This window comes from Novosphingobium sediminis, from assembly GCF_007991615.1.
GTDB lineage: Bacteria > Pseudomonadota > Alphaproteobacteria > Sphingomonadales > Sphingomonadaceae > Novosphingobium > Novosphingobium sediminis.
Genome location: NZ_BJYR01000010.1, coordinates 33,667 through 60,426, shown reverse-complemented (window position 1 = coordinate 60,426; position 26,760 = coordinate 33,667). Strand labels below are relative to the sequence as shown.

The following is a 26,760-nucleotide window of genomic DNA, read 5'->3' as shown; positions in this document are numbered from 1 at the left end:
GTACGTATTGCACCGCAGCATTCTCACCGATATCGAGAGATCTGCCTGTAAAAAACTTTTGTCGTCCGGGTCGCACAACCGGAGCGCTGATTTTTAGCGGTTCAAAAGGGTGCTTTAGCGATGACAACGTTGCAACGTGACAGAGATGCTGTCGCGTCGCTCTCCGGCAAGGGGGGCGACCAAACTCCCGGCTCGAAGCGGCAACTGAATTTGCCGCTGGCTCCTTCTCTCGAGAAGCGGCGTCTTCAGGCCTATCTGCTCCTTATGTTGATCGACGGGCTTGTGATCGTCGGCGCATCATTGCTGGTCAGCCTGCTTTATTTGGGCCGTGCATACGATCCGCAGACCCTTCAGCAGATCAATCTCTACGTTCCGCTTTATTGGGGCGCTGCGCTGATGACCCGTGCCTACTCCATGCAGGCACTAACGTCCTTGCGGTACAGCCAGTCGCGGTCGATGATGGCGATGATCATCGCTGTGACGATGGTTATCTTCATCGCGTTCTTCACGAAATCGAGCGAGCAGTTCTCACGCGCATCCACCGTGGCAAGCTTGCTTGTGATCGCAGGCGGCATGGCTTGGGCCCGGATTGTGGCCAAGCCACTCATTCGGTCCAGTTGTGGCGCCACGGCACAGAATGTGCTCATCATTGATGACGGTGGCACGCCGGTCCGGGTCCCGCACGCTTGGCACATCGATTCCCGCGAGCACCGGCTTCGTCCGGATCGAAATGACCCGCACATGCTTGATCGGCTCGGCATGTTCATGACGAACATGGACCGCGTGCTCGTGACCTGCCCGCCGGAACGACGCAAAGACTGGGCGCTTGTGTTCAAGGGCTCCAACATTTGCGGCGAGATCGTCGATCCTGAGGTGCAGGAACTTGGCGTGCTTGGTGCGAATCGTGGCCACGGCTTCGGCTCGCTGGTGGTCTCGGTTGGTCCGCTCGGCCTCCGCGCAAGGGCGCTCAAGCGGGCAATGGACCTTGCCATCGCTGGCGGTGCGACCATTGCGCTGGCTCCACTGCTCCTTGTTGTTGCCCTTCTGATCTGGCTTGAGGATCGTGGGCCGGTATTCTTCATGCAACAGCGCCAGGGCCGCAATAACCGGCTCTTCTGGATCTTCAAATTCCGCTCGATGCGCGTCGAGAAACTCGATTCAACCGGCGCGCGGTCGGCCAGCAAAGACGACGACCGGATCACCCGTATCGGCCGGTTCATCCGAAAGACGAGCATCGACGAACTTCCGCAGTTGCTGAACGTCCTTCGCGGCGACATGAGCATTGTCGGACCCCGTCCGCACGCTATCGGTTCGCTTGCCGGCCAGAAGCGGTTTTGGGAAGTTGATCCGCGCTATCTGCTGCGTCACTCGCTCAAGCCTGGCCTGACCGGACTTGCTCAGATCCGCGGGCTTCGTGGCGCGACCGACTCGGAGGAGGATCTGAGCAGCCGCCTTCAGGCCGATCTCGAATACCTCGATGGCTGGACTGCTGTGCGCGATATCAGGATCATTTTTGCGACAGCAACCGTTCTGGTTCACGATCGCGCATTTTGAGGTGAGTTGTGCGATCTGCACGATGAAGCGACTGACTTGGTGATTTGGCAGTATGTTTGAAGCTGATCTCGTTCAACATGAAGCATTTTTTAGTTTTCGCATGCGCAGCATTAAAGTGCCTGCATCGCAACATTGAGGTTGAACGAATCACGAAAGAGTACTAGGCAATCTTCCGTAAAGTTAATGGAGTGTGGGACGATGAGCATGATCAAGATGGCGATGGCCAGCGCAGCTGCCCTCGGTGTAGTTATGGCTGGTACGGCTGCTAGCGCGGAGCCCGTCCGGGCTGCTGCAGCCACTCCCGGCGTTGTTTCGGTGAAGAAGATCAAGACGTCGCGCACAACCGCGCCGTCCGCCCGTGAATCGCGCGAACTGTCGGGCACCGACATCGGTCTCGGCCTTCTCGTCGCTGGCGCAGTCGGCGTTGGCGTCTACGAGGCGACCAAGTCGACGGACAGCAACGGCGGTTGATCGTTTCTGTTTGATCAATGTTTTCGAAGGGCTCGCAAATTTTATTTGCGGGCCCTTTTTGTAAGTGCCGTCGGCACTGTTTTGCCAGTCCAAGTCCGGATGTTCAGAAGCGGGGCAGCGGTGACCGGCATTGAGGGTTGCCCTTCAGGGGTACGACACCTAGACCGTCTGCGAGGGAGGCACTGACATGTCGAGCGCGCAGGCGATCAAGAGTTCTGCCCAGGCGAATCGCAGCGAAGGCCGCTCCTCCTCTGGTAGAAGCGCAGACAAGTTGCCCACACTCAAGACTCGGCCGCTACCTGGCACCGCGCTGTGCATGGTACTCGTGGGGCTGGCGATGGCCCTTGGCGGTGGCGGAACGGTCAATCCACAAACCGAAATGGTCCTGCAGGTTCTGACCGCTCTCATCATGATCCCGTTATTCGCGGGCTCCGAGTGGCAGCGTGGTCTTGGCCCCGTGCAGGCTCCCGCACTCATGCTGGCGGGGCTGATCCTGCTAATCCCGGTTTTCCAACTGATTCCGCTTCCGCCTTCGCTCTGGCATTCGCTTCCGGGGCGCTCGGTCGAAGTTCAGTCGCTTGCACTGATCCAGGCCGACACATCATGGATGCCGTTGACAATGGCGCCAGCGCGCACATTTGCGTCGCTTCTGTCCATGATCTGCCCGGTGCTGCTGCTCCTTCAGGTCAGCCGCCTGTCCCTCAGGGGGCGCAACTGGCTGTGCATTGTCGTTGTTGGGGTAGCCGCTCTCTCACTGGCGCTTGGCGTTCTGCAGCTGTCCAGGACTGCAGGTTTCGAGTGGTCGCTCTACAGCCAGTTCAGCGAAGGTTTTCTGGTAGGGTTTCAGGCCAACCGCAACGCCCAAGCCGACATCCTGCTCGCCGCGATCCTGGCAACTGGTGTCCTTGCGACAGCGCGGCTCGGCGACGGCAGGAATCATGTGCTGACTTGGGCCGGACTGATGATGACGGTCCTGTCCTTTCTGGTCGGGCTTTTCATGACCGGGTCCAGGACCGGCATCGCCCTTTCGTCGATTGCCTTGCTCTTCGTTGGCCTCATGCTCTGGCCAATGCTGCGCAAGCGGGCTGCCGTGCTCTATGGTCTTGCCGGAACCATCGGCGTTGTGGTGATCAGTGGTGGACTGCTGCTGCAACTCCAGTCGGTACAGAAGGTCATCGGGCGCTTTTCGCTGATGCACGAAGCGCGCTGGGATCTCTGGGCCGACACGTGGTATGCGATCGGTCAGGTCTGGCCCTATGGGAGCGGAATTGGAACGATCGTGCCGATGCTCGAGGCGGCGGAGCGGCTTGAGGTCGTCGATACGACCCTGCCTGTTCGTGCGCATAATGACTGGCTGGAATGGCTGCTCGAAGCCGGCCTGCCCGGCGCGATCGTGCTTGGGCTGATCCTGTTGGTTGTTGCGTATCTCGTGGTCACAGCGGTCATTTCGGTCAGCAAATCCGATGCTTCAGCTTCCCGGCGCGCGCAGGTGTTGTTTGCCATCGGCTTCCTCCTGATCGAGGCGCTTCACGCCATCGTCGACTACCCCATGCGCAGCATGTCGCTTGCAGCTCTTGCTGCAGTTGCGGTAGCAATGCTGCTCAATCCCGCTGCACCGCAGCGTGGTCGGCAGTGATGTATAGGATTCTCGCGCTTTCATCCGATGTTGCGCCGGGCCAAGTATGCTGGCATCGTTTCGAATGTATCGATCTCTTTCTCGCCAAGGGGCTTATGTAGTTGTGAAGAAATCCGCGGCCATTTCCCTGCTGCTGGTCAGTGCAAGTCTCTCGGCGTGTTCGTCGGGGCTCTATGGCGCGCTTCCCGCAAAGGATGCAGCCTATGCGATCATTCCCCCGATCGACAAGGCAGTCACACCCTCCGAGTACCTCATCGCGCCGGGCGACGTGGTGTCGCTGATGGTTTTCGGCGAGCCAGACCTGACGTTTGAAAAGCTTCCAGTGGATGACGCCGGATTTATCCAGGTCCCGCTGGCTGGCCCGGTGCATATCGCGACGCTGACCCCCGCCCAGGCCTCGACGCTGATCGCGACCAAGTTGGGCACTCGCTACCTGCGCAACCCGGAAGTGACCCTCAACGTCATCGAGCAGCCCGGACAGACTGTTACCGTCGAAGGCCAGGTGCTGAAGGCCGGGACCTATCCGGTCGACAGCCAGACTACCTTGCTCGGCGCGATCGCACTGGCGCAAAGCCCGACGCGCATCGCAAAACTGGATGAGGTCGTTGTCTTCCGGACCGTCAACAACACGCGCATGGCAGCAAGGTTCGACCTCGGCCGCATTCGTGCCGGCCAGGATCCCGATCCCCAGATTCTTGGCGGCGACGTAGTCGTCGTAGGCTTCTCGCAGGCGAAATCGATCTACCGCGACCTCCTCCAGGCCGCGCCGATCTTCAACGTCTTCACTCGACTTTAAACCCGGCGGTATCGTGCAACAGATCACCCCAGTCTCCGACCAGGCCGACCTCAACCTCGTTCCTGAACAGCTCGCGACCAATGGCGGCTATGGCTATCCCCATCAATACGTGGATGGCGAACCGGCGTTCGACATTCGCGAGATCATTGCGATCATCCGGGCCAATCTCATCGTTATCAGCGTGATCGTATCGGTCACGTTCGCTTTGGCCGTCGTCGTCACGATGCTGCAGACGCCGCGCTACACGGCCGCGACAACGCTGCAGATCAACGACCAATCGGCGCAGATCTTCGGCAAGCAGGACGACACGATGCAGGACCCGGTCGTCGCTGCGAACGACACCGAGAGATTTCTGCAGACGCAGGTCGACATCCTGAAAAGCCGTGCACTGGCCGAGCGTGTTGCGCAAAAGCTGCGACTGGTCGGCAACGCCAAGTTCTACGACGCGATGGGCGTGCGCCAGCCCACCGGCGATCTTACCCGTGCCGAACTCGAGGATCTGACGATCCGGACAATCGAGGATTCGCGCGACGTAGACCTGCCGCGGAACACCCGCCTTGCGACGGTCAGCTTCAACAGCACCCAGCCCGAACTCGCCGCCCAGATCGCCAACGCGTTCGCCGCCGAGTTCATCCAGACCAATCTCCAGCGCCGGTTCGACAGTTCGGCTTATGCGCGCGAATTCATTTCCGGCCAGCTTTCGGAGGCTCGCGCCAAGCTCGAACGTTCTGAACGCGAGCTCAACGCCTATGCGCGAGAAGAAGGCCTCATTCGCGATCGTGACTCTACCGCGTCAGGCGCCAGCCAATCCGGCCGTCTCGGCAATTCGGTGACCACGACCAGCCTGCTTCAGGTCAATGCGGCAGCGAACCAGGCGCAAGCCGCCAGGATCGCCGCCGAGGGCCGTTGGAAGCTGATTTCCAGCGGCAATCTGCTCAGCTCACCTGACGTTCTTGCCAATCCGGCCATCTCACAATTGCTTGCTCAGCGCGCGCAGCAAATGGCCGAGCTCGAGAAGCAGCGCGCCAACCACCTTGAGGATTACCCGGTCGTCCAGCAGCTCAAGGCTCAGGTCGGCGTGATCGATGCACAGATCCAGTCGGTAGCCCGCAGCATCAAGGCATCGGTCAAGCAGCAATACGATGCCGCTCTCGATGCCGAACGCAGCCTGTCGCAACAGGTTGCGGACCTGAAGGGCTCGTCGCTCGCGGAGCAGGACCAACTCGTCCAGTACCGTCTTCTTGAGCGTGAAGCGGACACCAACCGCACTGTCTATGAGGGCCTGCTGCAGCGCTACAAGGAACTCAATGCCGCCGCCGGCATCAGCGCCAGCAACATCGCGATCATCGACCCGGCCATCGCGCCGATCCGTCCCAGTTCGCCAAATCTGCTGCGCAACCTGCTGATCGCATTGGTGGTTGGCTTTGGTTCGGCTGCGGCATTCATCTACCTGCGCACGCAGCTCGATGACTCGGTCAAGGTCCCCGAGGACGTGGAGAGCAAGCTCCAGATGCCGCTCCTCGGGGTTATCCCGCTGGTCCATGACAGCGAGCTGGAAGTTGCGATGGAGGATCCCAAGTCCCCCGTCAGCGAAGGGTACAACTCGCTGCGCAGTGCGCTGCTCTACTCGACACCTTCCGGCCTGCCCAAGACCATGCTGGTCACGAGCTCGCAGCCTTCGGAAGGCAAGTCGACGACGAGCATCGCGATCGCCCGTGGCATCGCGCGGCTTGGGCGCAACGTGGTGCTGCTCGATCTCGACTTGCGGCGCCCCGCACTGCATCGCGCCATTCCCATGCTGAATGCGGAAAACAGTCGCGGCGTATCCAGCATCCTGACCAACCAGAGCACGGTGGACGAGGCTCTTCGCGATACCGACGTCGAAACACTCAAGGTCATTACCTCGGGCCCGATCCCGCCGAGCCCCACCGAGTTGCTCAGCTCGAGCAACATGCTCCAGCTGCTCGAGGAACTCACGGCGCGCTTCGACATGGTTCTGCTCGACAGTCCACCGGTGCTCGGGCTTGCCGACTCGCCGCTCATGGCAGCACTGGTGGACGGCGTGGTCATTGTCATCCAGTCCGATCGCAGTCGCCGCGGCTCGCTCAAGGCGTCGCTCCGCCGCTTGCGCAGCATGCGCACAAATGTACTTGGCGGCGTACTCACCAAGTTCGATCCGTCGGATTCGGGGAACCGGTACTCGGAGTACTACGGCTACAACTACTACCAATACAGCAACACTTCGGACAACTGACGCATGTCGGAACCGCGCGCCACGAGTGTCGCCGGGCGAGTCCGCAAGGGGGCCCTGGTCGTGTCCATGCTGGTCATGGCCGTTGCCGCCTTGCTCAGTGGCACCGATCGGCAGAGCCGGGAGTTTCCGAACTCCCCCAGCTTCGTCGGTTGGCCATACGACACCGGCGCGGCACGAGCGCGCGCGATGCTCACCTTCGTTCGTCAAGGCCCGGCCCACGCCATCGCGTATGCACGCAGGGCGGTGGCCTCCGATCCGATCTCCGCGCAGGCTGTTTCGATCCTCGGGCAAGCCCAGCTCTATTCCCAGCACACCGCGGAAGCACACAAAGCCTTCAGTGTTTCAGGGCAGTTGGGCTGGCGCGATGGGATGACGCAGATCTACTGGCTCGATCAGGCACTCCAGGACCAGGATTACAAAGTTGCCGCCGAGCGACTTGATGCGTTGCTGCGGCAGGCGCCTTCCGATGAGAATCGCGATCGCCTGCTTGCCGCCGTTGCCGCCAGCGAGGCAGGCCGGAGCGCGCTTGCCGAACGCCTGAAGCTTGCACCGGTCTGGGCGCGTACGATGGTCACGACAGTCAGTGAACTCCCGGCTGATCAGGTCTTGCAGCGGATTGACCTGATGCGCCGGACCGGAAAGGGAGTGTGGGACTGCCCAACTTCCGAATTCATTACGCAGCGCCTGATCAATCTTGGGATGATCCAAGAGGCCCAGTCGGTTTGGCAACTCAATTGCGAAACTTCTGGCGCACTGCTCTACGATGGTGGCTTTGATCATATCGACACCTTGCAGAAGTCGACAGCGTTCGATTGGCAGCTTTCGAATCGAGGTGACGCAGAGATCACGATCGCAGGGGATGGCGGCCAGCGCAGTCTTGCGCTCGAAGTCACCGGTACGGTCAGCTTGCCGATCGTGCAGCAGATCGTGGTGCTGAAGCCCGGCCGCTACCAATTGTCCTGGAGGACGCCGGATACAAACTCTGCGCAAGCGCGTGCGCTTCAGGTTTCGCTCGCCTGCAATGCCGACTTCAGCAAGGCGCAGGTTGGCGAGCCGGTCGCCGGGAAATCGGACACCTGGCGGCAGCAATTCGTGATCGACAACCAATGCCAGGTCCGACAGTTGATCTTCTGGCTGGCGCCCGGTGCGCCGATCCACCTCGACGACGTGGCTCTCTCGCTAAGCCGTTAACGCGCGGCCGTTGCGACTGGCCTGGCTGGGTCATGTCCCGGCCCGCAAGTCCGTTCCCAAGCTGATGCAACAGGTTTCAACCCCGGTTGCGGCGCCGCGTCCAAGATCGGCGAAGAGAACGTGCGCTCCGCCCGACGCTTTCCACTTCCGCAGCCAACCTTGCCTGTTCCCCGGACCATTTGAACCGGATTCCCCGACCAACTCCGAAGCTGGCTTCACGAGCAAGCTCAGCCCGCAACGAACCTATTTGGTGATTTATGTTGATATGTTGGAATTCATTTGGAACACCCATTGGCAGGGATGGTGATTCTCCTCTGTGCCGGACATTTCCGATGCAGCCGGAACCACCGCCCCGAAGCGCGCCCCTTTTGCTCGGAGCAACGCATGCCAGACTTTACTTTCACCACCGTAGGGAGCCTGCAAAAGCGGCTCGTCGACATCGGTGACGACACCTTCGCGGAAGTAACCACCCAGCCAATGCTGATGCCTGCCACCTGGACGCCGACGGCGACGTTCAATGGCCGGGTCTATCCAGACATCGAAATCCAGATCATCGGAACGCCGACGACCGCCTACGTCTTTCAGGACAGCTTTGATGGGGTCACCTTCAATGATTGCAATGCGTGGGACCGCGGCGGCCTCTCGCTCGCCACGATAGCCGCCGCAGGCCGCTATCGACTGCCCGGCAGTTGCTATCTCAAGGCACGACAGGGTGCCGGTGCAACCGTCATGATCCGGGCTGGGAGCTGAAACGATGAGCGTTGATGCTTTCGCGCGGCTCACTTCCGCAAAAGTCGCTGACCTCGCGTCTTCAGCCCCCGGCAAGGGAGCAAGCCTCGTCTCCCTGCCGAACGGCGGCACGCTTGGTGATCTCGGCAATGGATACCGCGATGCCGTATTCGCAACGGCACATGGCGGGGTCGAACTGGCCTGCGCTCAGGCTGTCGCCGCCGGCAAGTCCAGGGTCATCGTCAACGGCCTCGCGTGGGTGGCGACCGGCACGGTCACGACGTTTGCGGTGATGATCGAGTTCATGGGCGGGGCGACGCTTTCGGCGAATGGCTTTGCGCTCAATTTCGCGAAGGGTTTTCGCGCCAACGACACCGACGCCATCTTCGCCCCGGCAGATGCACGGCTGCTCACATTCCCCGTAACCCAGCGCCTCACCCCCTTCCACTTCGGGGCAAAAGCCGACTACGTCTCACCCGCAGCACCGGGGACCGACAATGCCGACGCGCTGAACGCGTGGGCGGGCGAGCTATGCTGGCGGGTGATGCCGCCGGGCAAGTACGGGACGACCAGGACAATCCACTGGAACGGCGATGCGGTCGCGGCATCCACGAGCGGAGTGCGTGCGGAAGTTGGCGCCGAGATCATCCAGCGGACCGACAACATTCCGGTGATGACGTTCTATGGAACGCGCTCGGAATGGCGCTTCCCCAGGCTGTCGTTCATGAATGCCCAGCCTTCGACGAACTATGGCGCGGTGTGCCTGCTCTGCACGGTGAACCCCGGCCAGGGCAGCGGCCTGTACATGTCGTCGGTGCCCTATCTGCACACGTACCAAGGGGCAGTCGGCGTCTTCTTCCCCGGCGCGATCAACAGCTCTCTCGCGCTCGCCGCTGCCGCTGCTGCAACCACCGTCAAGGTTGCAAACGCACAGACCGATCTGAACGCGGCCTACCCGTGGCTGCCCGGGATGTACGTGCAGATCGCGCTTGATGCAGGCGGCTATCACACCACGCGGATCGTGGGCGTTGCGACTGACGTCCTGACTTTGCGCGATCCCATGCCTTCAGCGGCGGCGATCGGCAAGCGGGTGGCGGTGGCGCCCAACAAGCTGGTCAACGCGAGCGATCTTGGCACCAATCCGGTACGATTCTCGAATACCTGGGGCCAGGTCTTCATCGAGAATCCGAGCCGCTGGGGCTGGGTGGACCGCGGAAGCGGCACACAGGATAGCTTCGTCAATCGTTACGTGACCTGCACCACCGCCTTCGCGGATATATCCAGCCCGCCGCTCACGCTCGTCTCGGCAATCCACGAAACTTTCCGCAACGGGGACAAGCACGGGATCACCAATATCGAGCACTTCAACTTTACCGGTGACGCCTGGTACATCGGCGCTGACAATGTCGTGCTGGGCTCGGTGCATTTCGAGGCGTGCCGGCTGAAGACCGACGGTACGGGGCTTATCGCTGGCGCCGTGCAATCGCTTCAGATCGATGTCGTGCAGGTGGTCTATTGCACGATGCTATCCTCGGACATCACGACCAGCTGCGGCCTGTTCACCCCCCGCAGCACGGCCTCCACCGGGCTGGGCGGCAATCGCGGAATCTGGCGGATCGACAATCTGCACACGAGCAAGAACATCGTGAATGCGTCCGTGGCGTTCCTGGTGCGCGACGCCTCGTCCAACCAGACCAAGCTGGAGATCGGCAACTGGCAATGCGGCCGCGACGGCGGGTTCTATCCCACCGGGCAGTTGAGCTTCCCGGCGAACTACTCCGGCCTCGTCAGGCTCGGCAACCTTATCCCGGAACAGACCGTCAGCTTCCGGTTCGACGCCGATCTTACGGTCACCACGGCGCAGGACATGTATACGTCAAACAAGGGGCAGTACCGGGTCGGCAAGGTCGCCTACCTGTCGCCGTCCAAGGCGATCACGACCGCTACCGCCGGGGTCTGGAACGAGAGCGGCGCGACAAACCTCGTTTCATCTTCGGGAACCTCGGCATTGACGGCTCTCAGCAACAAGACAGCTGTTGTCGAGCCGGGACTGCACGCCAACGAAGCGGGCAAGCTGCGCAATGCCGGCGCGCGGCTGTACTTCAAGTGCGGCACGGCCGAGGCGGCACCGTCCGCTGTTATCGGCACCTCGAGCTATCTGACTGGACGCAACGGCGGGTCCAACAACACCAACCTTGGCTTCGTCAATTTCGCAGCTGCACACGGATTCAACACCGGTGACGTGGTGGCGATCAGCGGTTCGGTGAACGCTTCGCTCAACGGCACCTTCAAGGTGGTGGATGTGCCATCGGCAACACAGCTCGCGATATACGTCGATAGTGCCAGTTCCGTCGGGTCATTCGGAGCACCAATCGCGGATCCGGCGATTTCGGTGCAACTCAGACCGACATTGCATGTCGTGGCCCTTGGTGATGACTACGGTTTCTGATCTGCTTCAGCCTATCAGGCGTTAGTGTTGCAGAGCATGCCCAACACGCACCTGATCCGCTGCCATGGCAGCGGATCAGGTGCAGGGACCCGCAGATTTTGCTGCGCCTGCACACTTTGCTGCGGCGGGCTTGCAAGCATCCTGCTCCGGTGCTTAGCTATCCGCGGGACGATTGGGCCTGGCAGCCCTGCAATCGAGATGGAGCTTAGGCGATGCCTGGTCATGATCCGACCACACGCTTTGTGGCGGGACGCATTGCGACATACGTCCGCAACCACCTTTTTTCATTCGGGAGTGCCGCTGCGCTCTCCTGCGCTTTCGTTGCAGCCTCCTGCGCCAATCTGTCAACGCAGTCTTCCGGTGACGAAAGCAGTCTGTGGGCCGCGCTCGAAGAGCCGGCCATGGCGAAGTCACCGCCAGCCAGCCTGCCTGTCGGCATGTGCATCAATGTGAGCAACTTCGCCCCGAGCCTCGGCGGCGAGAGCCCCGGCAAGCGGCTTGATGCAGGGGACATGGCGAACATTCGTGCGGCCGGTTTCACCACAATACGCCTGCAAGTGAACTGGCGATCGGCGAGCGATCCCAAGCCGCCGCACACCATCGATCCGAAGTGGCTCGCACGCGTCTCCGACATGCTGGATGCTGCACTGGCACAAGGCCTCAACGTCATTCTCGTCAATCAGAACTTCTTCCTGCACGACCCGGATGCTGGCAGCCCCGCTAGCAGGGCGTGGATGAGGGACGTATGGAAGCAACTTGCCCGCCAGTACGCTGCAAAGAGTTCCAAACATCTCTGGTTCGAACTGATGAACGAGCCGCAGCTGCCCTACACCAACGACAACCTGCTTGCCGCGCTGGCGCCATCGCTCGCCGAGGTGCGCAAGGTTTCGCGTGATCGTCCGGTCATAATCGGGGGGGACCGCTCCAGCCGGGTGGAATCGCTGGCCACGCTGGCCTTGCCGAACGATCCCTACGTCTGGCCGACGTTCCACTACTACTATCCGTACTTTTTCACCCATCAGGGCGCCACGTGGGGCAAGGGCAAAGTTCCTCCGCTTGGCCGGGTCTATGGCGTGCAGAGTGAAGCGGAACGCAGGGCGAAGATGCCGGGCGATGCACAGCAGCTGGCCGCCGACGTCGAAAAGGTCCGCGCCTATATCAAGAGAAGCGGAAAGATACCGCTCCTCGGCGAATCCGGCGCCTATGATACCGCACCATTGCCCCAGCGGGCTGCGTACGTGCGAGACATACACAAGGCCTTTACGCAGCTCGGCGTGCCGCAGTGCTACTATTCCTATACCAACTCGTTCGAGTTCTTCGATCACAAGAACCTGGTTTGGCTTCCCGGCATGCTCCCCGCGATCGGGCTGCGGGATCCTGGATCACCGCCAGCCGCAACGAAGTAGGGCCTCGACTTTCACACGCTTGCGGCAGTTCGACCAGACTGGCCCCCAGCCAACTTTTCGTCGACAACATCGCACTGCGGCATACGGCCTGATCGGCCACACGAGACTGCAGCAATCCACAAGTGTGCAAACGACACTGCGGAGCGCCTTCAGTTGTATTTTCAGCGGGTTATGAAATACTTCCGTTTTGGGGTTGCCTCTCGTAGGCATTTGGATAAACAGTCCTCCGATCGGTCCATCGGCAGTTTTTTTCGCACTTGCCAACGGACGATCTTGCACCGCACAATCGTGCCGGGATCAGCGCTCCTGAGGTGGGGGAACGAATGGCAGTCAACGTTGCTGTAGTCGGGCTCGGGAAGATGGGCCTGTCCCACCTTGCCATTGCCAACGCACTCGATCATTTCAACGTCATCGCCATGTGCGACACCTCGGAGATCGTCGGCGGCGTACTCGAGAAGTACACCCGCATCCCGTTCATTGCCGATTTCGACAAGCTGCTCGAAACGCCCGGTCTGCAGGCGGTGATCATCGCCACGCCGACCACCACGCACGAGTGGATGGCGCGCAAGGCCATCGACAAGGGTTTGCATGTCTTCTGCGAGAAGCCGCTGACGCTGTCGTCCGCCGTCTCGCGCGAGCTTGGCATCGCCGCCGAAGCCAAGGGGCTTGTGACTCAAGTCGGCTACCACAACCGCTTCATCGGCACGTTCGGCGAGATGCGCCGACTGCTTGCCGCTGGCGCGATCGGCACGGTCAGCCACGTGCAGGGCGAAGCTTACGGACCGGTGGTGCTCAAGCCATCGAAGCCGACCTGGCGCGGCAAGGCCGGCGGCGGCGGCGGCTGCCTTTACGATTATGCGGCTCACCCGCTCAACCTGATGAACTGGTTCTTCGGCGAACCCGCCGCCTGTTCGGGCGCGATGCTCAAGAGCGGCTTCTCGGCCGAGGTGGACGACGAGGTTTATGCCTCGCTCGGTTTTGCCGGCGGTGCAACCGGGCAGCTTTCGGTCAACTGGTCCGATCCCTCGGTCCGCAAGATGACCACGCGGATCACGGTATGGGGCACGGCCGGGCGGATTTATGCCGACCGGCAGGAAATCCAGGTATTCCTGACCGGCACTGCGCCGATCCCCGAAGGCTACAAGACCGGCTGGACCGTCAACTACATTACCGACCTCACGCCCCCGGTGAGCTTCTACCTGCGCGGCGAGGAATACAGCGCACAGCTCGAAGCATTCGGCAACGCGATCATGACCGGCACGGCGCCGCGAGAGAACACTTTCCAGAGCGCGGCGGAAACCGATGCGACGATCGAGATGATTCGCGCGGTCGCGGCTGACGGCGGCGCGGTCGGCAACTTCGGTGCAACCGAGATTGCGCCGCGCAAATCGGGCCTCGTCGGGCGCATCCTGGGACGCTGAGCTGTGGCCGGCACCCCGAAAAAGCGCCTGCTCGCGATTGCGTCGGGCGGAGGCCACTGGATCGAACTGCTTCGCCTGCGCCCTGCTTTCGAGGGCTGGGATGTCGCGTATGTCTCGATGTTCGAGAATTACACGTCGGCGGTCCCCGGCGCCCGGTACTACACGGTTCCCGATGCTTCGCGCTTCGACAAGCTCGCTTTCGGCAAAGTCATGGTCAAGGCGGCCGGGATCATGCTGCGCGAGCGGCCGCATGCCATCGTGACCACGGGCTCCGCACCGATGCTGGCATTCCTCCTGCTCGGACGGATGATGGGCACCAAGAGCTTGTGGATCGATTCGATCGCGCAGGCCGAGGAAATGTCCTCGTCGGGCAAAGTCGCCAAGCGCCTCGCCACGACGGCGATCGCGCAGTGGCCTGAAGTCGCCGCAGCCGAAGAGATCCCGTGTTGGGGAGCAGTGCTGTGATCTTCGCCTCGGTCGGTTCGATGCTGCCGTTTGAGCGATTTGTCCGCGGCGTGGATGAATGGGCGCGGGATAATCCGGACGAGGCGGTCTACATCCAGATCGGCGGAACCGAATACGAGCCGCGCCACGCGCCATTCACGCGCATGATGCCGATGACCGAGTACCGCGAGCGGCTGCGCACATGCGATCTTTTCGTTGCGCATGCAGGCATGGGCTCGATCCTGCAGGCCCTTGAAGAGCGCAAGCAGACCCTGATGTTGCCGCGCCACCAGGAGTGGGGCGAGCATACGACCGACCACCAGATCCACACCGTCGAGCGCTTCGGACATCTGTCCGGGCTGCGCGTGGTCGATTCGGTGGAGGACATGCACCGCGAGATGACCGGCCTGCTCGCCAACCCGCTCGGAATGGACACGGCCATTTCGGATCAGGCTTCGCCCGAACTGCTTTCTGGGGTGCGAGGCTTCCTGGCCAGCGTCCGCGCCCCCTCCTGAGGACCCAGAGATGGAACGCATTCTGTTTGGTGATAACCAGTTCTTCGGCATCAACCACATGTCGGAGGAGAAGGCGCGGCAGCAGGCCATGCGCTTTCAGGACATCGATAACATTGTCGAGGTTCTGCAGCATGCGCTTCATGCCGGCGCAGGCGGCTTCATGTGCACGACGCACGACACGATCGAGAAGATCGCCGACCGCGTCCGCGCCGATCCTGCCGCTTGGGATGGCTTCACGTTCTATCCGGGCATGCCCTACGCGCACAAGTATGCGAATGCGGTAACCGAGCTTGGCTACTTCGACGCGCTGCGCAAGTTCCTGCCCAAGGAGGGCATTGTCGACGCGATGATGCGCGGCGGCATGGCCGTGCTCAACCGCGATATCGAAGGCATGATGACCCTGCTGGTCGACGCCGAGATGAAGATGTTCCGGGGCCTTTCGACGCCGGTGATCTTCCTTCAGAACGTCGTGACCGATCTCGTTCAGGGCCTCGGCGTGGTCGATGCTTTCCGCATCTTCTCCGAGCACTGCAAGAAGCGCTATAACGCCGAAGCCGGCTTCATCACCATGAACCTGCCCAAGCTGCTGCCGATGCTGCACGAGGCAGGAATCGAGAATCCGATCGTCTGCGCCAACGTGAACAAGATCGCCTTCCGCATGTCGGGCGGGATCGAGGGCTACCGCGCAGCAACCACTGCTTACCCCGCCCGCGTGATCGCGATGTCGGTGCTGGCTTCGGGTGGCATCCGCCCGCGTGAGGCGATCGAATGGGTAGTGAACGAGCCCTATGTCGAATCGATCCTGTTCGGCGCCTCGAGCCGCGCAAACATCGTCAACACCGTGGAACTGATCCACGAATACGATGCAGCGAAGGCGGCCAAGGCGGGCTGAAGCTCTACAAAAACCGGCCCTGCCCCCTTTTATACCAACCTGCACTGACACCGTCAGCCCGGGGAACCGGCACCCTCCGCCCGCGCGAACCGTGTCAAGGCGAGTCTCCGACCGAAATTGATGCAAGGCCGCTCGACGACCCGATAGAAGGCGTAAGCAACCGGGATCGACGCTCCGTATACGACTATGAATGCGATCGGCCAATCGAGCGACTGGCCAAACTTTGCCATGCCGCCCTTCAACAGCACGTTCATGACCAAAACGTGCAACAGGTAGATGCCAAAAGTCAGTCTCCCGACAAACGCCATCGGCGCCCATGACAGGCCGCGGGCAACCCAGGAACTGTCGCAATACCATAGGCAGGCAACGAGAAATGCTGTGCTGAATGAGGTCAGGACGTGCCACGCGGTAGCGGGGTGAACGATGGATGCGGCGTGAAACCCGGCTATGCAAACCACGCTGACGACAGCGACGACTGGCCTGCGCAGCAGAGAGATCACGGCGTGCCGTTGGGCAGCAAGGATTGCTAATGCGGCTCCAAAGCCGAGCCCGAGGTAACCCCGGATCGGCCCAGGATCAAAGCCAGCCAGATATGTCAGGAAGAACGCAACAGCGCACGACAATATGAAAGCTGATACCGTCTTCGCTCTGAAAACGACGAAAATTATTGGCCAAATGACATAGAATTTCTCTTCAACGCCAAGTGTCCATGCATGCCCAAAGATATCACCGGCACCAACCGTTCTGTATTCGCTGTTAAATGTCGCAATCCACGGCAAGGCATTCAGCATCTGATGCCAGTTCTCACCGTCCTTTTTGACGATCAACTGGGCCAGCGAAAGAATGATATAAAGCACCATTGTGACATAATACATCGGAGCTATTCGCGTCACACGTCGAATGTAGAACGCCCCTAAATTGGCACTGCCGTCCTTGGCCACCTCCTCGAGCAGGAGCGATGTGATCAGCCACCCGCTCAGGGCGAAGAACATATCGACTCCCATACGACCGTTGATCCAACCCGGTGAGCCGGGCAGATGGTGAATAACAGTGAAAATGATACAGATGGCACGAAGGCCGTCCAGTTGCGGTCGATATTGAGACTGAGATGGCTTCATTCTCGTTCCCTTGATTGCCCAGACCGGACACCTCAGCTCGCCGCTCTTGATGACTCAACTATTTAAGCTTCGAGACAAGCTCATACGGTTGTAAGTCTAGCGCGGTTCACCGAAACACGTTGAAAAGAGTTCGCCTGACCAGAGGCGTTTGAGCCTCAAATGATCGATAGGCCAGCAAACAAAAAATGATCACAGCAAACAGGGACAGTAGTCCACTGACGGAAGCCCCAAATGAGGTGTATTCCGTCAAAATCGCAGCGATGAACGCAAGCACCGGAAGATGAAACAAATACATCGTATACGAAAATGAAGATAGCCTTGATGATATCTCTTGATAAAATTTCGGTGCTTGAGCCTTGTACTGACAAAGACTCCAAACAAAAAACGTAAAAGCTACACCAAACAAAATATCAGACGGAGTATTTTTCATGAAGCGGCTCATAAGCGCGCATGAAAGAGCTATACCTAATGAAAAAATCTGGATAGCCACGGTCTTTGATGAGGAACAATGAATATCGGGCAAAATATAAATAAGCGCGCCCATAATCCAAACCAAAAATAGGATCGATATACTCTCGCCAACAATAAATAACAGTATTACGACAATAAATATATACATTAACCTAAGTTGGACTGATGATTTATTGGATAAAGACAATACAATCATCGGGAACATAATATAGTACCAAAATTCATTTGCGAGCGACCATAGAGCGCCATTTGATCCAAATGGTTCACAAGCGATAGTCTGCAAGAACAATATATTGCAGGCTAGTGTTCCAAAACCCAAGCGCTGCCCCACCTCCCAGTATATAGAAACCGACTGCCCATGATATATTGGAGATTTTATCACATAAATTCCAATGATATCAAATATCGCACCGATTAGTAGAGCTGGAAGTAAAACTGTAAGAAGGCGGCTCAAGCGTACAATCAAATACTTTTTCCAGCTCCAGGAGCTTGCGGAACGGAATACGCTCCCACCGACGAGGAAGCCTGAGAGCACAAAAAACATGATCACCGCCTCATGCGGAAATCCAGTTACAAAATATCCCAGCCGCCCCAGCACGCCAATGTCGCCATTGGCATAGTGAGGCCACCAGAAAGGCCGCCAATGACCAAAGAGAACCGCAACAGCAGCAAGGCCTCTCAGCAAATCAAGGTGCGCTGATGGCAGGCCAGAGATTGGAGTTGGTTGTGCTTCAGTTTCCAGTTTTTCGGAGAACCAGTGCGCCGCTTGCTGGATCAAATGAACCGGAATCATCGGACCGCCTGCCTAGGCATGCGGCGCCGAACCGCAACGTTGCCTTTCTGAAAAATCAAGATCGATAACAACAGGCCACTTGGCACAAGCGATGTTGCCGAATGGTAGCCAGAACTGAACGTGTTTGAGATGAAATAGGCAAAGACCAATCCGACCCCAAACCTCCCCCGCAACTGAAACATGATGACGAGCATGATGGCAATGCCCGTGTAACCCATACCACCAAGCGTGAAGATCGTCGCCGAAACAGCCGATTTGTAGTCAGAACTGAGCCTCGAATGATAAGCCGAGCGCGTCGCGAAAAGCGTGTATTCCTGCATCTCGTCCTGAGGGGTGGGGCCAAGGCCGATCAACAGCGACTTGGGTCCATCCACGAAATAGCCAGCCGGCAACACGATACGCTCATTGAGACTGTTATCGCCGGTTACCGCAGAATTGCTCCCCGTTCCGAGCGCGGCATTGATGCGATCTGACTGAGTATAGTAGATCCCCGCCAACGCCAGCGAGGCGACAATCCCCACACCCACGATCCGGAGGGGGATCGGAGATTTCCGTCTTTTGCCCGTTCCGGCTGCAGTATCGGCTAACGCTGCCTGGCGCGCTTCGATGAACATCGCGGGGATGGCGAAGAAGAACGACACTGATCGTGTCGCAAGCATAAATGCGCCTGATGCCCAGAGCGAGGGGACAGAACGTTTCGTCGCGCTGATATAGGCGATCATCATCAGACCGATATACCGTGCAAAGTGCGATGGTTCGGAAAACAAACCCGACGGACGTCCACCATAGACGGTCAGTTCGCGCGACAAGAGCGAGCCGACGTCGGCTAGGGCATCGGAATTTCGGTATAAGTACGTACGAATATTGACAAAATACTGAAAGAAAGCGATTTCAATAATCGTGAGTGCGAGGAAAAACCGCACCAGCAACCGAAACTGAAATGCAATCTTCTTTTGTGGAGTAAATCTCAACCAATTTAAAAAATAGGTGCCGATCACCATTAACGTAACCAGCCCAACCACTCCTTGAGCAACTGAAACTATGCGCACATCACCTGCGAAAGATGCCGCAATGGTCGATGGCACGAAGGCCGCCACATAGGCGAACACAAAACACATGAGATCGGGGTTCAAACGACCCCGAATCCGGAAGAGCATGTAGAGCGTGAAACCCGCCGAGACCACGGTGATACGCGGCAGCCCGAGCACCTCAACCGCAGGCGTCGAAATCGTGAAGACCGCCATGATCGCGAGGACCCAAAGCGTCATGGGGTCAGGCCTGTAGTGTGTCCCCGCACGCGCCATTTGCGCGTTCCGCACCGGCATCCGCAGCGTTTGCGCATTCATGCAATTGACCTCGCTTGTTGAGCCCCCGTGAGCTGACTACCGCGCCTCGCCGGTGCGGATCGTTTCGAGCGCTTCCTCGACCGTACCCAGCTTGAACGCGGTCAGTGCGGTTTTGCGCGAGATGTTGATCACTTCGACCCCGTGCTTGTCCGCAATCTGCCTGGCATACTGATACCCCTGCTCCATGCCGTCAATCGGCGCGGTGTTCACGATTTCGCCGGGCTTGCGGTAGTTCGGATCGAAGTGGTCCGCGCCGCCCGCATGGCTGGAATGCTTGCCGATCGCGGCAGCCTCGCGCTTGTACGAGTGATCTACACCGATCACGTAAACGCGTTTGGCGCCGGCCCAGATCGCCAGCAAGATATTGGGAACGGTGATCGTGTACCCGGCGAAGAAGCCGGTCGAGGGATCGAGCGGTTCATTGCCCGTGACATAAGCGGCTGCACCGGCGTGATCGCGCAGGAAGTGCCAGGTCAACTTGCGGCGCGCATGGCACATGAAATGATAGGCATCGGGTAGCAGAACCTGATCGAAGTCTTCGTAGTGCTCGGCCGGCAGCTTGTGCATCAACAAGGAGTCGCCGATCGTATAGAGCCGCGGCCGCCAGGTCGTGCGTGAGTAGAGCAGATTGATCTTGTTCGAGGCGACGGCCGGAATGCCGCTGAGCGCCTCGAGATCCTCCAGCCGCAGCGAAGGACCATTGCCGACCACCAGCCAGTTGTCGTGCCCGGCCAGCGACTTGCGCAACTGTTCCCAACGCCGTGCGCGATCGCGCTTGTAGAACGGATTGATCCGGCCGTTGAGGGGGCCGAGGATCTTCATCATCGGCAGCGCCTTGGCATAGTAGCTGGCCATGAAGCGCATCTGCTCAAAATTCATCGACGGGTCTCCTTGATCATTGTGCGACTTCCCCGCCCTCGCGGGAAAGCGGATCCCCTGATCGGTTGCCAGCCTCTTCCGGAGCCGGATTGACCGCTCCAGTGCGCAGGCGGCGCTTGCGGACAATGTCCAGCAAATTCCGCCGAAGGCTCGCATCCATCAGGAGCGTAAAACTTGCGTAGATCACCATGGCGGTGGCGGCCGCGACTGCCAATACGATCAACGCTGGCAAGCGCAGTGCAGCTTCGACCAGATGACCGGCCAGGATGGCTGGCACCAGCGCCAGCACGATCGGCGCCATATTGCGCGCATAATCGCGCATCCGAAACAGGGTTACCTTCGAAAGCCACCAGACCGCCAGCGGCATGACCCACGCAGTGAGTGCCAGTGCCTGCACGATAGCGACAATGCCATAGGGTGCGGCGACTATGATGCCGAGGCCCTGGACCAGCGTGATGAACAGGTTCCAGCGCCACGCGACGCTCGGCCGCCCCATTGCGGAAAAGGTGGGAAACACGTTCGCACCCAGCGCCACGACCATTTGCGCAAGTGCCAAGTAGAGCAGCACGGTACTTCCCGATGCCCACTTGGCCCCGCCATAGACCACCAGAAAGGCGGTCGGCGCGGCGGCCAGCATCAGCAGGGGCAGATTGAGGCAGAAGTAAGTGAAGCGCACCGTCTGCAGGAAGCTGGCGCCTACTTGCGCCGGATCGTTACGCAACCGCGCGAACGTGGGATAGATCACGTTGTTGATCATCCCCGATAGCTGCGTGAAGACCAGTTGCACGATGCGCGAACAGAAGACGTAGAGGCCCACCACATCCACCGTAGCGACCGTGCCGATAAGCAGCTGCGGCATGTTGAGCCACAGCGCCCCCGTCAGGCTCCCCAACGACAGGTGCAAGCCCACGGACAAGATGTCCGTCAGATGCCGCCAGCCAAAGCGGTGCAGCCCCATGGACAGGCCCACGAAGCGGGAAACGACGAAAACGTAGAAGCCGATCAGGCCCTGCAGCGCGAACAGTGCAATCAGGCCCTGACCTGCATAGGCAAGGGCCAGCGACGTCACTGCCGCGAGCACCACGGCGGCGGTCTGCACAAATGCGAGCTTGGAGAACTGCAACGCCTTCTGCGCCTGTGCCACGTCTACGGCGCCAAGGCACATCAGTGGCACGAACAGCGCCCCCACCCACACGGCATGGCCCACGTCGGCGGAATGATAGAACTGCGCCGCAAACGGCGACACTGCGATCAGGATTGCCGCGGTGATAAGTCCGATCAGCAATGACAGGAACTGTGCGGCCCCCACATGACCGCGCTCCATGTTCGGCACGGCGATGATCGATTGCGCTGCGCCGTTCAAGCTGATCGTATAGCCGAGCGATGCGCCAGCCCAGCCGATCCCGTAGAGCCCCATCTCGGCGGTAGTGACCTGACGGCTCACCAGTGCAAGCGCGCCACCTGCGATCAGAATGCGCGCGGCAGTGCCAAGCGTCGACCAGCTCATGTTGCGAACGAGGCCTTTCGCCTCGGACTCATCAAGCCCTTTGCCGGCGCCAGAAGCCGGCTCGCTCCGGTCAGTCACACTCCATGATCCCGGTGAGCCCAGCCCCGCGCAGCAGCGGTGCCGCAAGGCGACAGAACGTCGCGTTGCCGCGCGCGCTCCAATGCGTATCGTAGGGCAGGAAATCGGAGAACTCGAAAGCACTGCGCGGGAGGACATGCGCTTCGACGTTTGGGGCCAGACGAGCCTGGAAAGCATCCCAGAAGCAGTCGTAGCCCTGCCCCAGTGCGGTCAGCTTAGGCGAGAACCCACGGTCGGCTGCAAGCTCTTCCTTGATAGGAACGCGCAGCACGACAACTTTTTTGAATCGCGCGAAAAGTTGGTCGAGATGGCCAGCGACCGTGTCGAACAGCGCCTTGTTCTTCGCCAGGTCGAGATGGCAGTAGCCCGCGTTGAAGTACCACGGCTCGCCATCGATCCTGGCGTAATGCGACAGGCCCGAACTCACTTTGGCGGCTTCCTTGGCGAGCCAGCGCGGGATGAGCTTCAAGGTACTGGCGCGGTCAGCCTTCCAGCGCATCACGCTGAAGATGTCGCGCCCTTCCCGGTCTGCCGCGAGATAGCCCTGCGCAGTTTTCCAGAGATTGGGGTGATAGAGATAGAGGAGCGCATCCCCGCTGCCGGTGTAGACATCTTCCAGCAGGCGGATCTGGTTGAGCGGACCCACCGGCATCGCTGCGTTGAACCAGTGCCCTGGCTCGAGCAACCGTTCGTACCAGTTGTCGCCGTTGTCGACCGACAGCCCCATTGCGAAGGAGGTGCCGAGCAGCACTTGCGGCGCGTCCGGCGCGGCAGGACCGCGCAGGCCAAGCGCATTGGAGCGAAAGCTGAAGCCAAGCTCTCGCCGGTCGAGCGCGAGGCTCGGGTGAAAGCGGATGCCGTGGCGCGGATCGGGGGCGAGCAGGCTCAGCCAGCGCCGGCCATTCAGCGGGTTGGTAAAGTTGACCCGCCGTTGCCTGTCTGGCCAGACCATCGCAGCCAGCCCAGAGATGACTGCCCCACGCATCTCAATCGGCCAGAATTCCGTCGAGATTCGCCAACGTGTTGGCATGAACATGCTCAACCGCAGAATGCAGGTTGTTGGCGTTGTGGCTGCCCAGCACCACGTTCGGCAGGCTGCGCAGCGGGCTGGTCATCGGCAGCGGTTCTTCCTCGAACACGTCGAGACCGGCGCCGGCGATCTGCCCGGCCTGCAAGGCGGCAATCAGCGCTGGCTCGTCGACCAGCGGCCCGCGACCGACATTGACCACGATGGCCTCCGGCTTCATCAGCGCCAGCCGCGCAGCATTGATGATATGGCGGTTCTCGGCCGTCAGGTTGCAGGCAAGCGCAACGACGTCGGCCTCAGCCATCAACGCGTCGACGTCCATAAAGGTGACGCCTTCCATGTCGGGACGCGCCGCCGCGAGCGGCGGATCATGCGCGATGATCGTCATGCCGCAGCCCCGCGCGCGGCGGGCAATGCCCTGGCCGATCGCGCCATAGCCGATCAGGCCGAGCGTGCGGCCGAACAGGCCGAGCCCGCGCGGCTTGGGCCATTCGCCGGCGCGGACGCCCTGATCGATCGCCAGCAGCGAGCGGGTGAGCATCAGCATGTAACCGATCGCCACTTCGGCGACGGCTTCGGAGAACGCCGCTGGGCTGTTCTTGACCGGAATGCCGAGTTCGGCGGCGGCGGCGAGATCGATACTGTCGAGCCCGGTGCCCCACTTGGCGATGCCCTTGAGCCGCGGGAGGTGCGCTTCGAGCACAGCCCGGGTGATGCGGTCGTCGCCCGCGAGCCAGCCATCGAATTGGCCAGCAAAGCCGAGGCAGGCTTCCTCGCTGAGGAACTGGTCGACGTCAGGAAACACCGGCTCCCAGCCGCGCGCGCGGATTTCCGCCTCGAAGCGGGGGCGCTCGTTGAGCATCATGATGTTGGAGACGAGAATACGCTTGGTCATCAGTCCGGCCTCACCCTTGCGCCGCAGCGAGCAGCGCTTCGGCCACGTCGAGATCGGTCTGGGTCTTGATCACATGGCCCGAGATGCCGCTGACGGCGAAGAAGCCCACCGAGCCCGCATAAGTCGCGGTCTGGCCGGCGGCCTTGGCGGCGAGGAACGTCTCGCGGGTCCAGCCGGTGATCGACCAGGTGATGCGCTGCACCGGGGTCAGGTCCTGGCTGTTGGTCTTCTCGGCGAAGGTGAAGTTGACCGGGACGCCCTTGAAGGCGACTTCGATCTGGTCCTCGATGCACGAAAGCATCACGTCGTGCGTGCTGCCCTGCCATGCCGCCACGAAATCGCGGACTTCGGCGGCGGTCAGCAGCGGGGCAATCGAGTGGACCTGCACCAGCCGTTCGCAATCGTGCACCTTGAAGAACTCGGTGACGAAGTCCTCAGACGTGGCGTTATTGTTGCCAAGCTCTTCGGGACGCTGGTGGAACCGGGCGTTCTCCGCCTCGGCGATGGGGCCGAATTCGGCGTTCTCGGAATTGACCCAGATCTCGTCGAAGCAGCCGGCCTCATGGCACTTGCGGATCGCCCGCACGATGAGCGGCACGCCCTGCAGTTCGCGCAGGTTCTTCTTGGCGAGGCGCTGCGAGCCCATGCGGGCGGGGATCATGGCGATAGTCTTGCCCATCGGCTGTTAGCTCCGGCTGGATCGTAGGAAAGGTGTGAGGATCGCGGCGACTTCATCCGCGATTGCGGGATGCACGGCAAGGCAGCGCTGCTTGGCGGCCGGGCGGGCAGCATCGGCACCGTCGACCATCGCGCGGTAGACCGCCCCCGCCTCGCTCGCGATCAGGCGGCCAGCGGCGTCATCCCACAGGCGCGCCTCGATCGAGGCATTGAGCGCGAGCGCGCCTTGCGCCACCGCGCAAAGCTGCAGGGCCTGCGACCCGAAATTGCGCAGCTTGCCGAAGCGGCGCATGGCCCGGAAGCCGTCGCTGCCATCAAGCACATCGAGCAACCCGGTGGAGAGCCCCATCAGCGACTGCGGCGCCGTGCCCGCCAGCGCGAGCCGCTCTCCGTCGCGCCATGCGCCCTTCCCGGCTTCGGCGGCATAGACAGTGCCCGAACCGATGGCGACGACTGCCCCCAGCAGGCTCTCACCATTCTCGATATAGGCGACCGACACGGCCGCGAATGGAAGGCCCGCGATCCAGTTGCTGGTTCCGTCGAGCGGATCGACCACCACCGCGCGCGGGGGCAGGATCTCATCCTCGGCGATGCTTTCCTCGCCCAGTACGGGAACGCCGAACAGCGGCTCAAGCACACCGCGCAGGTGATCTTCGAGCCGCCGATCCATGTCGGTCACGAAATCGTGCAGGCTCTTCTGCTCGATGGCCTGCGGACGCGCGCCCGATGCCATGGCGGCGGCTTCCGCGACATGCGCGGTCAGACGGGCAAGGGTCGGGTTCATGCGGGCTTACCTGCCTCTGGCGGCACCGGCAGAAGGTCGAGTGTAAAGACCGTCTCGCCCGTGAAGGACAGGCTGATCGGCGTGCCGTCGCTCGGCAGGTCGATGCAGGGTGTGATGCCGCCGGTCGAAATCCACTGCCCGCGCCCGAGCGAAACGCCCTGGCGTCCAGCTTCGATGATGAACCCGCGCGCCGCTTCGCTCGGGCTCATCAGCAGCGCCTTGGAAGCGGTTGCCGCTGCGGCCACCGCGCCATCGATCAGGATCGCGATCTCGCTGTCGATGTCAGGGTCCCGCACGTCGGGTCGCGGCGCGCCGAGAAACAGCGCGCCAGCCGCGCAGCGGTCTGACAGGAGTGCCGTCAACCCTGCTTCCGGAATGTTGATGATGCAGGAATAAGGCGCCTCCAGCGCAGGGGTCCACGCATCGAACAGCGCCTCGGACGGCGTGTTCGCAGCGATCCGGACTGCATCGGCGGCGGCAATATCGATGGCGAGCCGGAAAGCGATTTCCGCCTCGGCCCGGAACACCGGGGGGGGCATGTGTGCCGGGCTCTCCCCCGCGACCCAGATTTCCTCGCCGTACAAGGCGCCGAAATAGATCGTATCGGTCGCAAACGTTGCGCGCGTGCCCGCCGTGGTGGCGCCGAGCTTCCACGCGGCCACGGGCCGCCCCGCCCCTGCGACTGTCTCGGCTGCCAGCGTGTAGGCGGCAGCCGGGTCAGTCGGCAGTTCGGCGGGGCCAAGCACGCGGCGCGCGCGCCCGGCCCGCAGGGCAAGGAGATCCCCTGGCGTCACGCGCGCAGTGTTTCCGGTCATTCCCTTGGATCAGAGTTCGTAGGCGCGCGTTTCGTAGACCGGGCTGCCGATCATCAGGTCGATCGTCGCCGTGATCCAGATGCAGTGCACGCACTCGACGAGGTTGTAGGCATCGCTCGGCACGTGGAACGCGAGGTCCGAGAGCTGCTTGAGCGGGTTGTTGGGATCGCGGCCGGTAAAGCTCACCACCGGCAGGCCGGCATCGCGGGCAAAGCGAGCGGCGTTGACCACCGACGGCGAGGTTCCGGAAACCGAAATCAGCACGACGGCGTCTTCGGGCTTGCAGTGATGCTCGATCGCCTTGGCCATCCAGTGGTCGTAGCCGAAATCGTTGGCGAAGCAGGTGATCAGGTTGGGATCATGGAAGGTCATCGAACGGACCTTGCCCTGCTTGGTAAAGTCAACCGCACCGTGCTCGGCGGCCGAGGCGCTGGCGCCGTTGCCCGCGAACATCTGCTTGCCGCCGGCATCGCGCACGCGCCCGGCGAGATCGCGGTACTGCTCGATCAGCGGGTAGACCTCAGCCGGGAAGGCAAGCCGACGATAGTCCTCGAAATAGGCGTCAAGGAACTCTTTGCTCATGGTGGTCACTCCTTCCGGTATTCGGCGCA

At 61.0% G+C, this 26,760-nt stretch carries 24 protein-coding genes; 13 read left to right on the top strand and 11 right to left on the bottom strand.

The features are described from left to right. Nucleotides 1-120 precede the first annotated feature (120 nt). The 13 genes from NSE01_RS21700 (at nucleotide 121) to NSE01_RS07555 (ending at nucleotide 15,758) form a co-directional block, all read left to right on the top strand. Entirely contained in the window at nucleotides 121-1,554 is a 1,434-nt protein-coding gene (locus tag NSE01_RS21700; protein ID WP_246135086.1) for a sugar transferase, read from the top strand. Between the two features lie 198 nt (nucleotides 1,555-1,752). Beyond that, nucleotides 1,753-2,025 (top strand): hypothetical protein, encoded by a 273-nt coding sequence (locus NSE01_RS07610; RefSeq protein WP_147159005.1) that lies wholly within the window; start codon nucleotides 1,753-1,755, stop codon nucleotides 2,023-2,025. 187 nt (nucleotides 2,026-2,212) lie between these two features. Then, complete coding sequence (locus NSE01_RS07605; protein ID WP_147159004.1) at nucleotides 2,213-3,661, top strand: O-antigen ligase family protein; 1,449 nt, start codon at nucleotides 2,213-2,215, stop codon at nucleotides 3,659-3,661. 103 nt (nucleotides 3,662-3,764) lie between these two features. Then, nucleotides 3,765-4,457 carry a polysaccharide biosynthesis/export family protein gene (locus tag NSE01_RS07600; RefSeq protein ID WP_246135085.1) on the top strand — a complete coding sequence of 231 codons (693 nt, stop codon included), beginning with the start codon at nucleotides 3,765-3,767 and terminating at the stop codon, nucleotides 4,455-4,457. Between the two features lie 13 nt (nucleotides 4,458-4,470). Beyond that, the gene (locus NSE01_RS07595; protein WP_246135084.1) at nucleotides 4,471-6,711 is read left to right on the top strand and encodes a GumC family protein; all 2,241 of its coding nucleotides are present in this window, start codon (nucleotides 4,471-4,473) and stop codon (nucleotides 6,709-6,711) included. 3 nt (nucleotides 6,712-6,714) lie between these two features. Then, nucleotides 6,715-7,902 carry a tetratricopeptide repeat protein gene (locus NSE01_RS07590; protein WP_147159003.1) on the top strand — a complete coding sequence of 396 codons (1,188 nt, stop codon included), beginning with the start codon at nucleotides 6,715-6,717 and terminating at the stop codon, nucleotides 7,900-7,902. Nucleotides 7,903-8,286: 384 nt separating this feature from the next. Then, nucleotides 8,287-8,652: a hypothetical protein gene (locus NSE01_RS07585; protein WP_147159002.1), complete on the top strand. Its 366-nt coding sequence runs from the start codon at nucleotides 8,287-8,289 to the stop codon at nucleotides 8,650-8,652. A 4-nt stretch (nucleotides 8,653-8,656) separates the two neighbouring features. Further along, entirely contained in the window at nucleotides 8,657-11,080 is a 2,424-nt protein-coding gene (locus NSE01_RS07580; protein WP_147159001.1) for a hypothetical protein, read from the top strand. Between the two features lie 401 nt (nucleotides 11,081-11,481). Continuing rightward, on the top strand, nucleotides 11,482-12,486 hold the full coding sequence (locus tag NSE01_RS07575; RefSeq protein WP_170233785.1) for a glycoside hydrolase family 5 protein: 1,005 nt from the start codon (nucleotides 11,482-11,484) through the stop codon (nucleotides 12,484-12,486). A gap of 323 nt (nucleotides 12,487-12,809) precedes the next feature. Beyond that, nucleotides 12,810-13,907, top strand: a complete 1,098-nt coding sequence (locus tag NSE01_RS07570) for a Gfo/Idh/MocA family protein (protein WP_147158999.1) — start codon at nucleotides 12,810-12,812, stop codon at nucleotides 13,905-13,907. 3 nt (nucleotides 13,908-13,910) lie between these two features. Next, entirely contained in the window at nucleotides 13,911-14,372 is a 462-nt protein-coding gene (locus tag NSE01_RS07565) for a glycosyltransferase family protein (RefSeq protein WP_147158998.1), read from the top strand. Continuing rightward, the gene (locus NSE01_RS07560; protein ID WP_147158997.1) at nucleotides 14,369-14,866 is read left to right on the top strand and encodes a glycosyltransferase; all 498 of its coding nucleotides are present in this window, start codon (nucleotides 14,369-14,371) and stop codon (nucleotides 14,864-14,866) included. The genes NSE01_RS07565 and NSE01_RS07560 overlap by 4 nt, the downstream gene beginning before the upstream one ends. A 10-nt stretch (nucleotides 14,867-14,876) precedes the next feature. After that, nucleotides 14,877-15,758: a hypothetical protein gene (locus NSE01_RS07555; RefSeq protein ID WP_147158996.1), complete on the top strand. Its 882-nt coding sequence runs from the start codon at nucleotides 14,877-14,879 to the stop codon at nucleotides 15,756-15,758. Between the two features lie 53 nt (nucleotides 15,759-15,811). Here NSE01_RS07555 and NSE01_RS07550 read toward each other — a convergent pair whose 3' ends face one another. The 11 genes from NSE01_RS07550 to NSE01_RS07505 form a co-directional block, all read right to left on the bottom strand. After that, entirely contained in the window at nucleotides 15,812-16,876 is a 1,065-nt protein-coding gene (locus NSE01_RS07550) for an acyltransferase family protein (protein ID WP_147158995.1), read from the bottom strand. 106 nt (nucleotides 16,877-16,982) lie between these two features. Further along, a complete protein-coding gene (locus NSE01_RS07545) occupies nucleotides 16,983-18,140 on the bottom strand; it encodes an acyltransferase family protein (RefSeq protein ID WP_147158994.1) in 1,158 nt (385 codons plus the stop codon). Continuing rightward, nucleotides 18,137-19,408: a hypothetical protein gene (locus tag NSE01_RS07540; RefSeq protein WP_147158993.1), complete on the bottom strand. Its 1,272-nt coding sequence runs from the start codon at nucleotides 19,406-19,408 to the stop codon at nucleotides 18,137-18,139. Before NSE01_RS07540 ends, NSE01_RS07545 begins: the two co-directional genes overlap by 4 nt. A gap of 114 nt (nucleotides 19,409-19,522) precedes the next feature. Next, nucleotides 19,523-20,365 carry a motility associated factor glycosyltransferase family protein gene (locus NSE01_RS07535; protein ID WP_147158992.1) on the bottom strand — a complete coding sequence of 281 codons (843 nt, stop codon included), beginning with the start codon at nucleotides 20,363-20,365 and terminating at the stop codon, nucleotides 19,523-19,525. Between the two features lie 16 nt (nucleotides 20,366-20,381). After that, nucleotides 20,382-21,950, bottom strand: coding sequence for an oligosaccharide flippase family protein (locus NSE01_RS07530; protein ID WP_170233784.1), 1,569 nt, complete (start codon nucleotides 21,948-21,950; stop codon nucleotides 20,382-20,384). Further along, nucleotides 21,943-22,935 (bottom strand): alginate O-acetyltransferase AlgX-related protein, encoded by a 993-nt coding sequence (locus NSE01_RS21255; protein WP_170233783.1) that lies wholly within the window; start codon nucleotides 22,933-22,935, stop codon nucleotides 21,943-21,945. The genes NSE01_RS07530 and NSE01_RS21255 overlap by 8 nt, the downstream gene beginning before the upstream one ends. 1 nt (nucleotide 22,936) lies before the next feature. Next, nucleotides 22,937-23,872: a phosphoglycerate dehydrogenase gene (locus NSE01_RS07525; protein WP_147158990.1), complete on the bottom strand. Its 936-nt coding sequence runs from the start codon at nucleotides 23,870-23,872 to the stop codon at nucleotides 22,937-22,939. A 10-nt stretch (nucleotides 23,873-23,882) separates the two neighbouring features. Further along, the gene (locus NSE01_RS07520) at nucleotides 23,883-24,551 is read right to left on the bottom strand and encodes an acylneuraminate cytidylyltransferase family protein (RefSeq protein WP_147158989.1); all 669 of its coding nucleotides are present in this window, start codon (nucleotides 24,549-24,551) and stop codon (nucleotides 23,883-23,885) included. A gap of 6 nt (nucleotides 24,552-24,557) precedes the next feature. Continuing rightward, nucleotides 24,558-25,334: an inositol monophosphatase family protein gene (locus NSE01_RS07515; protein ID WP_147158988.1), complete on the bottom strand. Its 777-nt coding sequence runs from the start codon at nucleotides 25,332-25,334 to the stop codon at nucleotides 24,558-24,560. Beyond that, nucleotides 25,331-26,149, bottom strand: a complete 819-nt coding sequence (locus NSE01_RS07510) for a hypothetical protein (RefSeq protein ID WP_147158987.1) — start codon at nucleotides 26,147-26,149, stop codon at nucleotides 25,331-25,333. Before NSE01_RS07510 ends, NSE01_RS07515 begins: the two co-directional genes overlap by 4 nt. Nucleotides 26,150-26,158: 9 nt before the next feature. Beyond that, nucleotides 26,159-26,731, bottom strand: coding sequence for an SIS domain-containing protein (locus NSE01_RS07505; protein WP_147158986.1), 573 nt, complete (start codon nucleotides 26,729-26,731; stop codon nucleotides 26,159-26,161). Nucleotides 26,732-26,760 lie beyond the last annotated feature (29 nt).